Origin of the sequence: Micromonospora sp. DT231, assembly GCF_049847025.1 — a bacterium.
Classification (GTDB): Bacteria; Actinomycetota; Actinomycetes; order Mycobacteriales; family Micromonosporaceae; genus Micromonospora.
This window is the reverse complement of the sequence record NZ_JBNCNO010000001.1, coordinates 219588-231966: the sequence shown is the minus strand read 5'-3', so window position 1 is coordinate 231966 and position 12379 is coordinate 219588. Positions and strand designations below refer to the sequence as shown.

Annotated in this window: 7 protein-coding genes and 1 pseudogene; 7 read left to right on the top strand and 1 reads right to left on the bottom strand. The window is 71.6% G+C overall.

The annotated features are described in order from the left end of the window. Positions 1–2: 2 nt before the first annotated feature. The 3 genes from ACPXBU_RS01080 to ACPXBU_RS01070 all read left to right on the top strand — a co-directional run bounded on the left by ACPXBU_RS01080 (position 3) and on the right by ACPXBU_RS01070 (position 1559). The gene (locus ACPXBU_RS01080; protein ID WP_393368276.1) at positions 3–233 is read left to right on the top strand and encodes an MbtH family protein; all 231 of its coding nucleotides are present in this window, start codon (positions 3–5) and stop codon (positions 231–233) included. Between the two features lie 62 nt (positions 234–295). Further along, positions 296–676, top strand: a complete 381-nt coding sequence (locus ACPXBU_RS01075) for a hypothetical protein (protein WP_393368274.1) — start codon at positions 296–298, stop codon at positions 674–676. Positions 677–881: 205 nt separating this feature from the next. Beyond that, positions 882–1559, top strand: coding sequence for a response regulator transcription factor (locus ACPXBU_RS01070; protein ID WP_425755682.1), 678 nt, complete (start codon positions 882–884; stop codon positions 1557–1559). A gap of 57 nt (positions 1560–1616) precedes the next feature. Here ACPXBU_RS01070 and ACPXBU_RS01065 read toward each other — a convergent pair whose 3' ends face one another. Continuing rightward, positions 1617–2264, bottom strand: a complete 648-nt coding sequence (locus tag ACPXBU_RS01065) for a TetR/AcrR family transcriptional regulator (protein ID WP_425755680.1) — start codon at positions 2262–2264, stop codon at positions 1617–1619. A gap of 108 nt (positions 2265–2372) precedes the next feature. Here ACPXBU_RS01065 and ACPXBU_RS01060 point away from each other — a divergent pair, with 108 nt between their 5' ends. The 4 genes and pseudogenes from ACPXBU_RS01060 to ACPXBU_RS01045 form a co-directional block, all read left to right on the top strand. Beyond that, a complete protein-coding gene (locus tag ACPXBU_RS01060; RefSeq protein WP_393368270.1) occupies positions 2373–3401 on the top strand; it encodes an ATP-binding cassette domain-containing protein in 1029 nt (342 codons plus the stop codon). Continuing rightward, complete coding sequence (locus ACPXBU_RS01055; RefSeq protein WP_393368268.1) at positions 3398–4237, top strand: ABC transporter permease; 840 nt, start codon at positions 3398–3400, stop codon at positions 4235–4237. The genes ACPXBU_RS01060 and ACPXBU_RS01055 overlap by 4 nt, the downstream gene beginning before the upstream one ends. Positions 4238–4480: 243 nt before the next feature. Further along, positions 4481–9898 (top strand): amino acid adenylation domain-containing protein, encoded by a 5418-nt coding sequence (locus tag ACPXBU_RS01050; RefSeq protein WP_425755676.1) that lies wholly within the window; start codon positions 4481–4483, stop codon positions 9896–9898. Then, positions 9895–12333: pseudogene (locus ACPXBU_RS01045) on the top strand (type I polyketide synthase); the annotation flags it as partial. The gene ACPXBU_RS01050 and the pseudogene ACPXBU_RS01045, both read left to right, overlap by 4 nt. Positions 12334–12379: the final 46 nt, after the last annotated feature.

The window sequence follows — 12379 nt, the reverse complement described above, 5'->3', positions numbered from 1 at the left end:
CGATGACGAACCCGTTCGAGGACGACGAGGGCACCTTCCTGTCCCTGGTCAACGAGGAGGGCCAGTATTCGCTGTGGCCGGCGTTCGCGGACGTGCCGGCCGGGTGGAGCGTGACGCTGGGGCCCGCGGGTCGGGCGGAGTGTCTGCGGCACATCGAGACGCACTGGACCGACATGCGTCCCCGCAGCCTGGTCCGGGCCCTGACCGCTCCGGACGTCCGGCTGCAGGAGTAGGCAGCGCCGTGTCCTCGGGAAGTGATGGCGGGCCGGGACCGGCCCGTGACAGCATGCCGGACATGGTTCTCGGACTGGACGTGCGTCGCCTGGCCGCCATCGACATGTGGGGATCCGCCGGGGTCCAGTGGCGACGGTGGGTCATCCTCGCGGAGTTCCTGCTGGGCGTCGTCGGTGCGGGCGCGCTCGGCGTCCTCTCGGTGTCCTCCGGCGGCGGCCTGCGCACGGTGGTGGGGTGGTGGCTGATCGGTCTGGCCGTCAACTACGTACCGCTGTCGGTGCACGCGCTCACGCTGATCCGTCCCGGCGCGCTGGAGGCGGAGATCCGGGGTGTGGACGTTCCGGGCGAACTCCGGCACTACACGACGGCGCAGTTGTGGGTCGTGGTGCCGTTGCTGGTGGCGGTGTTGGCCGTCGATCAGTGGCGACGAAACCGTCGATAATGGTCGATCACCGTTCGGCCCATCCCACTTTCGGTTGAGCAATGTGGCCGGTTGGCTCCGACCGCGACCGACATGCGCTGATGCTGTGATCAGGGGACATAGACTCTCGTTTCTGCAATCTTGATCTCGCGTGGCACTCGCGACACTTTGTCACGGGCTCTACACTTCGTTTGTCACGGGGCCAACCGGGGGAGAGTTGATCGACGTGGAACGATTTGGGAACCCGTTCACAGAAGGCCGAGACGGATTCAGCGTCCTCGTCTTCGCCGACAACGAGTTGGCGCGTCGCGGCCTCAGCGACATGCTCAGCTCACTCGACTCGGTGACCGAGGTCAACACCTTCGTCGCCGCCTATCCCGATCACGTACCGTGTGGCCGGCCGTACGACATCCTGGTGCTGGCCTGCGAGGACCTCGCGGCGACGGGGCCCTACCGGGTCGCCGACGCGGCGTTCAGCCAGGGCGCGAAGATCCTGCTGCTGCTGGGGCGCCGCTGCGAGAGCCTCGACGCGGTCACCCGCTTTCCGAGCAACGGCTTCCTGATCCAGGACGACGTCACCGAGGACGTGCTGGCACAGGCGCTGAGCCGGATCGACAGCGGCGAGATCCCGATGCCGGCGATGCTGGCCAACCGGCTGCTGGAGCGCGCACGCGGCACCGCGCCGCAGGTCCGCGCCGACTGCACCAAGCTGACGCCACGGGAGCGCGAGACGCTGATCCTGCTCGCCGAGGGCCTGAGCAACAAGCAGATCGCCCGCCGGATGCTGATCTCGCAACACGGCGTCAAGCGGCTGGTGGCCAACATCCTGGCCAAGCTGAACTGCTCCAACCGCACCCTCGCCGCCGCGGTCGCCATCAAGCAGGGCCTGCTCGAAGAGGTCTGAGGCGTCGCAAGCGGCGGGGCCGGAGCCCGGAGTACCCGGGGCCGGCCCCGCTCGCGCTCAGACCGACGAGGCGCTGGCCACCGGGGTGAGGTGGCCGGCCTCCCGGGGAAGCACGCCCTCGCTGATCAACTGCCACACCGTCTGCGCCGCGTCCTGCTGGGTCAGCGCGCCGGAGACGAGGTAGTCGTGCAGGCTGACCACCATCTTGAAGATGAGCAGCCCGTGCACGTCCGGCCGCAGATCGCCGCGCAGGCCGCCGGTGTCGATGCCGGCCGAGATCGTCTCGACGAAGGCCTGCGGCAGATTGGTCATCAACGTACGGAGGCGGGAGACCGCCGCCGACGAGAGATCCGCCTGCTCCAACGTCACCCAGCTCAACCGGTGTCGCTGGCTCGCGAAGTAGCCGAGCAGCGCCTCGATGCAGCCACGCAGGCGCTCGACCGGGTCCTCCTCGCGTGCGCGGACCGCCAGCAGGGCCGTTTGGCAGTCGTCGACCTCCCGCTCGACGTGGGCGAGCAACGCGTGCTCGACGTCCGGGAAGTACTTGTAGACCGTCGCTCGGCCGATCCCGGCCCGCTGGGCCAACGCGGCCATCGACGCCTTGGCGACGCCCTCCTCGGCCACCAGCTCGATCGCCGCGTCGATGATCCGTTCGCGGTATCGAGCCTTGTGAGTCTCGATGGTGTCACGCCAGTCCTCCGCCACAGCTGCCTCCAAAACCGTCCCGACTCGGCGCACTACCGAGACACAATGTATTGACACCAGACGCACTGTCTCGGAGACTCCTGAGTATATCGGCCCGAGGAGACCAGTATGGACCCAAGAACGGCTGTCTCACCTCCACCAGGTGGAGGACTAGTTGCTCCCGCAATCATCGCGACAGGCCTGCGCAGGCGATTCGGCGCGCACTGGGCGGTCGACGGCGTCGACCTGTGCGTGCCAACAGGTGAGATCTACGGGTTCCTGGGCCCCAACGGAGCCGGTAAGTCCACCACCGTCCGCATGCTCTGCGCGCTACTCACCCCGTCCGGCGGTTCCGCCACGGTGGCCGGGCACGACGTCGCGACCGACCCGGTCGGCGTGCACCTGTCGATCGGCGCCGCCCTCCAGGCGACCGCCATCGACGACCGGCAGACCGGCCTCGAGCACCTGGAGCTGCAGGGCCGGCTGTACGGCCTGCGCAGCTCGGACATCGACCGCCGGATCAGCGAGTTGCAGGACCTGATCGAGCTCGGCGACGCCATCGGGCGCCCGGCCGGCTCGTACTCCGGCGGCATGCGGCGTCGCCTCGACCTCGCGCTGGCCCTGATCCACAACCCCAGCGTGCTCTTCCTGGACGAGCCGACCACCGGCCTCGACCCGGTCAGCCGGTTCGCCCTCTGGGACGAGGTACGCCGACTCAACTCCGAGAGCGGCACCACCGTCTTCCTCACCACCCAGTACCTGGAGGAGGCCGACGAGCTCGCCGAGCGGGTCGGCATCATCTCCGACGGCCGGCTGGTCGCCGAGGACACCCCGGACGCGCTCAAGCGGCGCATCGGCGCCGACATGGTGGTGGCCCGGGTCGACGGCGACGCCGAGTCGGCCGCCACGGCGCTGCGCGCACTGCCGGAGGTCGAGGGCGTCGACGTCATCGGCCCCGAGATCACCGCGCGGGTGGGCGACGGGCCGACCGCCGTCACGCCGGTCGCCGTGGCGCTCGCCAACGCCGGCGTGCCGGTGCAGAGCCTGACGCTGCGCCGGCCCACCCTCGACGACGTTTTCCTCTCGGTCACCGGTCAGCGGTTGGCCGGCGACCAGGCCGACGCGGAGCTCGCCACCGCAGGAGGGGCACCCCGATGACCACCATGCCCGACGCCCTGCCCGCCACCCGGACGCAGGTGCCCACGCCCAGGCCGAACCTCGCCCGGCGCGCCGGCTTCGTCCGCGACGTGATCCACATCGCCGGCCGTTCGCTGCGGCAGGCCCGCCGCGAACCGGAGACGCTGTTTCCGCCGATCTTCGTGCCGGTGTTCTTCTTCGCGATCTTCATCGGCTCGCTGGAGAGCATCTTCGGTCAGGCCGGGATCGACGAGTTCCGGGCCTTCCAGCTCCCGGTGTCGATCGTCATCGCGGTGACCGGGGTGACCCGCGCGCCGTCGGTCGTCACCGACATCATGAACGGCTACTTCGACCGGCTGCTGCTCTCCCCCGTCAACCGGCTGGCGCTGCTGCTCGGCATGATGGTCGCCGATCTCGCCATCGTGGCCGCGCTCACCGTGCCGGTGCTGATCATGGGTGCGATCGTCGGCGTCGAGTTCACCACCGGCGTGTTGGGCATGCTGGCGTTCATCGGGGTGGCGCTCGCCTGGTCCCTGGCGTACGTCGGCATCCTCTACGCGGTGGCGCTGCGCACCGCCAACCCGACGGTGACCGCCCAGACCTTCCTGCTGTTCTTCCCGTTCGTCTTCCTCTCCACGACCATCGTGCCCCGCGAGGAGATGACCGGGTGGATGGACGCGGTGGCCGGGGTCAACCCGCTGACCTACGTCTACGGCGCGCTGCGGTCCCTGATCACCGAGGGGTGGTCGGCGACCCCGCTGCTGCAGGGGTTCATCGCCATCGTGGCGGTGGGCATCCTCGCGCACACCCTCGCGTACCTCGCGCTGCGCGGGAGGGTTTCCCGCTCCCGCCGCTGATCCCTCCCCCCTCCCGCCGCTGATTCGACAGCGCGCAGGACTCACCGGCCCGTGGCTTCCCACCAGCCACGGGCCGGTGTCTGTGCGGGTCACGGCCGTGCCAGGCCGGTGGACGTAGCCACCTGACTACCCCGGTCCTAGCCGAGATGACACCCCGCCCGGGCATTTCAAAGCTGTTGCGGTCTGACCAACATTTCCACAGAGCCCGGTCGCTAAACGCCAGCGCACAGAAGGTGGGATTTCATGCGCACGCATGCCTCCGAGTCCACGCACACCGTCGTCGACCTCCTCCGGATCCGCGCTCGGGAGCAGCCGGACCGGCGGGCCTACCTCTTTCTCGACCGCGACGGCCGGGAACGGGAGAGTCTGACCTTCGCGGCCCTGGACCAGCGCGCCAGGGCCATCGCCGCCCGGGTACGCCAGCACGCCGCACCCGGCGACCGGGTGCTGATCCTGCACCCGCCGTCGCTGGAGTACATCGCCTGTTTCTTCGGCTGTCTCTACGCCGGGGTGGTCGCCGTGACGGCCTACCCGCCCAACTTCACCCGCCGACTGGAACGCATCCGCGGCCTGGTCCGCGACTCCGCCCCCGCTCTGGCGCTGACCACCGACCGGATCAGCGCCGCCGCCAGCGCCCGTTTCGCCCAGGCGGAGGAACTTGTCGGCTTCGACTGGTTGGACACCGCCACCGTCGCCGACGACGACGCCGACTGGCGCCCGCCGCGGATCGACGGCGACTCGCTGGCCTTCCTCCAGTACACCTCCGGCACCACCGGCGACCCGCGCGGTGTGATGGTGAGCCACGGCAACCTGCTGCGCAACGCGAGCACGCTGCACGACGCCGTCGGCTACCACCCGGGTGACCGGATGGTCAGCTGGCTGCCGCCGTACCACGACATGGGTCTGATCGCCGGCGTGCTGCAACCCATCCACGGCGGGTTCGAGGCGGTGCTGCTGGCGCCCGCGACGTTCGCGCTCGACCCGTTCCAGTGGTTGCAGGCCATCTCCCGCTACGGCGGGACCACGTCGTACGCCCCCGACTTCGCCTACAACCTCTGTACCGACCGGATCGACGAGCAGCGGCGGGCCGGGTTGGACCTGTCGACCTGGACGAGCGCGGTGCTCGGCGCCGAGCCGACCCGGGTCGACACACTGCGGCGCTTCGCCGCCACGTTCGCCGGCTGCGGCTTCCGCCCCGAGGCGTTCCGCTCCGGGTACGGGCTGGCCGAGTCGACGCTCGCCGTGACCATCACCCGAACCGCGCCGGCCGAGCTGGACGTGAGCGCCAGCGCGCTGGAGCGCGGGGAGATCACCCCGGCGGCCGACGGGACGGACCGCCGCCGGCTGGTCAGTGTCGGGCCCGGCATCGACCCGGCACAGTCGTTGGTCGTGGTCGACGGGCCGGACCGCCGGTTGCTGCCGGCCGGCGAGGTCGGCGAGATCTGGGTGAGTGGGCCGAGCGTCGCCCAGGGCTACTGGCGGCGGCCCGAGCAGACCCGCGAGACGTTCCAGGCGCGGGTCACCACCGGCGAGGGGCCGTTCCTGCGGACCGGCGACCTGGGGTTCGTCCACGACGGCGAGCTCTACGTGACCGGTCGGATCAAGGACATGATCATCGTACGGGGGCGCAACCTCTACCCGCAGGACGTCGAGCGGTGCGCGGTGACCAGCCACCCGGCGCTGCACTCCGGCCTGGCGGCCGCTGCCGGGCTGGAGACACCGGCCGGAGAGCGGTTGCTCGTCGTCGCCGAGGTACGCCGCGAAGCCACCGAGCCGGACGTGGACGCCATCGTGACGGCGATCCGGCAGGCGGTGACGGCCGAGTTCGAGGTGGCCGTGCACGCCGTGGTGCTGGTACGCGCCGGCACGCTGCCGCGGACCTCCAGCGGCAAGGTGCAGCGGCACGCGGCGAAGCAGGGGTACGCCGAGGGCAGCCTGACCGAACTCACCAGGTGGGTGGCCGACGAGCCGACCTCGGCGCCGACCCTCCCGACGCCGGCCGACGACAGGTCCAACCCGGACGCGCCGGTCGGAGGGTCCGACGACGGGACGTGCCGGGCCGACACCGGGCCGGTCGCGGCCGGTACGGGCAGCCGCACCGCCGGCGCGACCCAGGTGCGGGACCTGCTCGACGCACTGCCCGAGGTGATGCGGGAACCTGTGGTCTGCGCCGAGATCTGCCGGCGGCTCGCCGCCACCCCGGGCGTCGACGCCGCCGCCATCACCCCGGACATCCCACTCACCCTGTTGGGCCTGGACTCGCTGCGGGCACTTCAGGTGCAGAGCGCCCTCGAACGCGACCTCGCCGTGCGGTTGCCGTTGGAGGAGTTCGCCGACGCCACAGTGGACCAGTTGGCCCGCCTGGTGACCGCGCGGCTCGCCGCCCCGCGGGCCGACGACCCGGCCGAGGCCACGGCCCTGCCGGCGCTGGTCGCCGACCCGGCCCGCCGGGGCGAACCGTTCCCGCTCACCGATCTGCAACACGCCTACCTGGTGGGCCGCAGCGGCGCCGCGCGCCTCGGCGGTGTCTCCACCTACTGGTACACCGAGCTGGACTCCGCGTCGCTGGACGTGCCGCGCCTGGTACGGGCCCTGGGCGCGCTCGTCGAGCGGCACGAGATGCTGCGCGCGGTCATCGGCTCCGACGGCACGCAGCGGATCCTCGCGGCGCCCGGCACCGTGCCGGTGCGGGAGATCGACCTGTGCGACGCCTCGCTGGACGAGGCCGACGAGGCCCTCGCCGCGGTACGCGAGGAGATGTCGCACCAGGTGTTGCCCCTGGACACCGGGCCGATGCTGGACGTCCGGATCAGCCGGCTGCCGCTCGGGCACACCAGGGTGCACATCGGTTTCGACCTGCTGGTGGGCGACGTCCGCAGCGTGCAGGTGCTCTTCGACGAGTGGCGTCGGCTCTACCTCGACCCGGGCGCCACGCTGCCCGAGATCGGGGTGTCCTTCCGCGACTACCTGCTCGCCGCGCGGGCGATGGAGGCCGGTCCGGAGTACGCCCGCTCCCGGGCCTACTGGTTGGACCGACTGGACACCCTCCCCGGCGGACCCGATCTGCCCCTCGCGCCGAGCGCGGCGGAGCTGCGCCGGTCCCGTTTCCACCGCCACGAGCACCGGATCGACGCCGGGACCTGGTCGCGGATCAAGCGGGACGCCGCGGCGCACGGCATCACCCCGTCGGCCGTGCTGCTCGCCGCGTACGCGTCGGCGCTCGGCCGGTGGAGCCGTACCTCGCGGTTCTGCGTGGCCACGACCCTGTTCAACCGGCTGCCGCTGCACCCCGACGTGGACGCGGTGGTCGGTGACTTCACGTCGATCACCCTGCTGGAGATCGACCTGGGCGGCGGGCCGGGCCTGGCCGAGCTGGCCATCCGGATCCAGCGCCAGCTGTGGCGCGACCTGGAGCACCGGCACTTCAGCGGCGTCCAGGTGCTGCGCGAGCAGGCCCGCCGGCGCGGGGCCGCGCTGCCGGTGCCTGTCGTGTTCACGAGCGGCCGGGACAACGGCGAGATCCACACCCGGTGGCTGGGCGACACCGCCTTCTCGGTGTCGCAGACTCCGCAGATCTGGATCGACCACCAGGTCCGGGAGGAGGACGGCGCGGCCCTGGTGAGCTGGGACGCCGTGAACGAGCTGTTCCCGGACGGGTTGGTGGAGCAGATGTTCGGCGGCTTCGTCGACGTGTTGCGCCGCCTGGGCTCCGGTGCGGGCTGGACCGCTCCGGCGGAGGTGCAGCCGGCGGGGCTGGCCGAGTTGGTGGCCGAGGTGAACGCCACCCAGGCGCCGGTGCCCTCCGGGCTGCTGTGGACCCGGCTGGTCGAGCACGCCACCGCCGATCCGGACGGGCTGGCCGTGGTGGCCTCGGGCCGACGGTTGACCTTCGGGCAGTTGCTCACCCGGGCGTCGTTCGTCGCGCACCAACTCGTCGACGCCGGCGTGACCCGGGGCGACCGGGTCGCCGTGGTCATCGACAAGTCGGTTGAACAGGTGATCGCGGTGCTGGGCGTCGGGTTGGCGGGCGCCGCGTACGTGCCGGTGGACCCGTCGGTGCCGGCGCAGCGTCAGAGGTTCGTCATCGAGCACGCGGCCTGCTCGGCGGTGCTGCTCCGCGCCGGAGCCGACACCGACGACGCCGGCTCGGGTCTACCCGTGGTCGTGGTCGATGCCGACGACGACGCCGCGGTGGCACACAACCCGCCCGCCGTCGCCACCGAGGTGCAACCCGACGAACTCGCCTACATCATCTACACCTCCGGCTCCACCGGCCGACCCAAAGGCGTCGCCATCTGCCACCGCGCCGCCGTCAACACCTGCGTCGACATCAACACCCGCTACCACCTCACCCCCACCGACGCCATCCTCGGCCTCTCCGCCCTCAGCTTCGACCTCTCCGTCTGGGACATCTTCGGCGCCCTCGCCACCGGCGCCACCCTCGTCCTGCCCGAACCCCACGCCAACCGCGACCCCGCCCGCTGGCACCACCTCATCCAAGAACACCACATCACCATCTGGAACTCCGTACCCGCACTCATGGCCATGCTCGTCGAACACCTCGAAGCCACCAACACCACCACACCAACCCTGCGCCAAGTCCTCCTCTCCGGCGACTGGATCCCCACCGACCTCCCCAACCGCATCACCACCACCGCCCCAAACGCCCACGTCACCAGCCTCGGCGGCGCCACCGAAGCCGCCATCTGGTCCATCCTGCACGACATCGACCACGTCGACCCCACCTGGGAATCCATCCCCTACGGCCGACCCATGACCAACCAAACCTTCCACGTCCTCAACGACCGCCACCAAGAATGCCCCACCTGGGTCACCGGCGACCTCCACATCGGCGGCACCGGCCTCGCCAACGGCTACCACAACGACCCCGACAAAACCCACACCGCCTTCATCACCCACCCCACCACCGGCCAACGCCTCTACCGCACCGGCGACCTCGGCCGCCGCCTCCCCAACGGCACCATCGAATTCGCCGGCCGCAACGACCACCAAGTCAAAATCGGCGGCTACCGCATCGAACTCGGCGACATCGAACACGCCCTCGCCAGCCACCCGGCGGTGCGCACGGCCATCGCGACCACCACGGGAGATCGGCACCACCGCCGCCTGGCCGCCTACGTCCTGCCACACCCCGGAGAACACGACGGGGACCTCGGGGCCGCCGTCCGGGAGCACGCGAGCAGCCTGCTGCCGTCGTACATGCTGCCCAGCACCATCACCGTCCTGGACACCCTGCCGCTCACCCCCAACGGCAAGGTCGACCGTGCCCACCTGCCCGAACCCGGGGTCGTGGCGACCGACCACACGCCACCGCGTACCCCGGTGGAGCGGACCGTGGCCACGCAGCTCGGCCAGGTCCTGGGCATGCCGCAGGTGTGCGTGCGGTCCAACTTCTTCGAGCTGGGGCTCGATTCCGTGCTGATCCTGCGACTACACCGTGAGCTGCGGACCGCCCTCGGGCGCGACTTCCCGCTCACGTTGCTGTTCGAACACACAAGCGTGCGGCGCCTGGCGGGGGTCCTCACCGGCACCGACGACCGCGACGCGGACCTGGACGCGGCCTTCGCCCGCGGCCAACGCAACCGTCGAGCCCGGCGACGCGTCGCCCGGTCCGGACAGGAAGAGGAGACAAGGGCATGAGCACCGACACCGTCGACATCGCCGTGGTCGGCCTGGCCGGCCGATTCCCGGGGGCTCCCGACGTCACCCGCTTCTGGCACAACCTGCGCGCCGGGACCGAGTCGATCCGCCACTTCACCGACGAGGAGCTGCTCGCCGCCGGCGTCTCCCCGGAACTGATGGCCGACCCCCGCTTCGTCAAGGCGTGGGGCGCCCTGGAGGACGCCGAACTCTTCGACGCCCGGTTCTTCGGTTACAGCGCCCGGGAGGCGGCGCTGCTCGACCCGCAGCACCGCATCTTCCTGGAGTGCGCGTGGGAGGCGCTGGAGGACGCCGGGCACACCCCGGCGTCGTACCCCGGCTCGATCGGCGTGTACGCGGGCGCCAGCCTGTCGTCGTACCTGCTGGCCCACCTGCTGCCCGGTCGCGGCCTGGACGCCTCCGCCGACGGCCTGGAGCTGCTGGTGGCCAACGACAAGGACTACCTGGCCAGCCGGCTGAGCTACAAGCTCGACCTGGACGGCCCGGCGGTCTGCGTGCAGAGCGCCTGCTCCACCTCGCTCCTCGCCGTGCACCAGGCCTGTCAGGCGCTGCTGGCCGACGAGTGCGACCTGGCGCTGGCCGGCGGCGTGACCGTACGGTTCCCACAGACCCGCGGCTACCTCTACCAGGAGGGCATGATCCTCTCGCCGGACGGGCACTGCCGCCCGTTCGACGCGCAGGCCCGGGGCACGGTGAGCGGCAGCGGCGCCGGCGTGGTGGTGCTGCGCCGCCTCGACGACGCGCTCGCCGACGGCGACCGGATCGACGCGGTCATCCGGGCCACCGCGGCGAACAACGACGGCGCCGCCAAGGTCGGCTACACCGCGCCGAGCATCCAGGGTCAGGCGCGGGTGGTGTCGGCCGCGATCGGGCTGGCCGGGGTGCACCCGGAGAGCATCAAGGCGATCGAGGCACACGGCACCGGCACCGCGCTCGGCGACCCGATCGAGATCGCCGCGCTGACGAAGGTCTTCCAGCGGCACACCGACCGGCGCGGCTACTGCGCGGTCAGCTCGGTGAAGAGCAACATCGGGCACCTGGACAGCGCCGCCGGCATCGCCTCGCTGATCAAGGCGGTGCTCCAGCTCAAGCACGGCGAGCTGGTGCCGAACGTCAACTACACCGCGCCCAACCCGGAGATCGACTTCGCGGCGACGCCGTTCCGGGTCAACGCGGAGCTCCAGCCGTGGAAGGCCAACGGCGATCCGCGGCGCATCGGCGTGAGTTCCTTCGGGTTCGGTGGCACAAACGTGCACGCCATCCTGGAGGAGCCGCCGGCCCGCGAGCTGTCCGGTGCGCGCCGCGACCGCCACCTGATCGTGGTGTCCGCACGCAGCGCCGCCGCGCTGGACACGGCGACCGACCGGCTGGCCACCGCCTTCGCCGACGCCGACGCGCCCGACGACGCGCCGGAACTGCTCGACATCGCCGACGCGGCCTGGACGTTGCAGACCGGGCGCACCCACTTCCCGCACCGGCGGGCCGTCGTGGTCGACGACGTCCGTACCGCCGCCGGCGCGCTCGGCAGCGGCACCGGTCCGCGGACCCTCTCCGGCCGGGCGCCCACCGAGGAGCCCGAGGTGGCGTGGCTCTTCCCCGGGCAGGGCAGCCAGTACCCGGGCATGGGCGCCGGGCTGTACCGCACCGAGCCGGTTTTCCGCGCCGAGGTGGACCGCTGCGCCGAGGCGCTGACGTCGACGCTCGGCGTCGACCTGCGCGACCTGCTGGTGGCCGCGGACCCGGCCGACCGGGCCGCCCGGACCCGACTGACGGACACGGCGGTCGCCCAGCCGGCGCTGTTCACCGTCGAGTACGCGATGGCCCGCCTGCTCACCTCGTGGGGGGTGCGCCGCGACGCGACGATCGGGCACAGCGTCGGCGAGTTCACCGCCGCCGCTCTGGCCGGCGTGTTCGAGCCGGAGGAGGCGGCCCGGCTGGTCGCCGAGCGCGGACGGCTCATGGGCGCCCAGCCGACCGGCGCGATGCTGTCGGTGGCGCTGCCCGCCGAGGCGCTTGTGGCACGGCTGCCGGTGGGCCTGGACATCGCGGCGTACAACGCGCCCGAGGTCTGCGTGGTCGCGGGCACCGTCGAGGACGTCCAGGCATTCGCGGCGATGCTGGAGGCCGACGGTGTCGGGCACCGGATGCTGCACACCTCGCACGCGTTCCACTCCCGGATGATGGACACGGTCGTCGGCCCGTTCGCCGCCGCCGTGGCCGCCGCGTCGCCCTCGGCGCCCACCGCGCCGATCCTCTCGGGACGCACCGGCACCTGGCTGACCGGGACGGAGGCCGTCAGCCCGGAGTACTGGAGCGGTCAACTCCGCGAACCGGTCCGCTTCGCCGACGGGATGACCCGCCTGCGCGAGCAGGGCATCGGTGTCCTGGTGGAGGTCGGCCCCGGCACCACCCTGTGCACTCTCGCCCGGTTGGCGCCCGAGGCGCGTGGCGTGGTCGCGG

Excerpts from the sequence above, each read along its gene's own strand:
- ACPXBU_RS01080 (WP_393368276.1), top strand. The coding sequence starts at position 3 with ATGACGAACCCGTTCGAGGACGACGAGGGCACCTTCCTGTCCCTGGTC.
- ACPXBU_RS01075 (WP_393368274.1), top strand. The coding sequence starts at position 296 with ATGGTTCTCGGACTGGACGTGCGTCGCCTGGCCGCCATCGACATGTGG.
- ACPXBU_RS01060 (WP_393368270.1), top strand. The coding sequence starts at position 2,373 with ATGGACCCAAGAACGGCTGTCTCACCTCCACCAGGTGGAGGACTAGTT.
- ACPXBU_RS01055 (WP_393368268.1), top strand. The coding sequence starts at position 3,398 with ATGACCACCATGCCCGACGCCCTGCCCGCCACCCGGACGCAGGTGCCC.
- ACPXBU_RS01050 (WP_425755676.1), top strand. The coding sequence starts at position 4,481 with ATGCGCACGCATGCCTCCGAGTCCACGCACACCGTCGTCGACCTCCTC.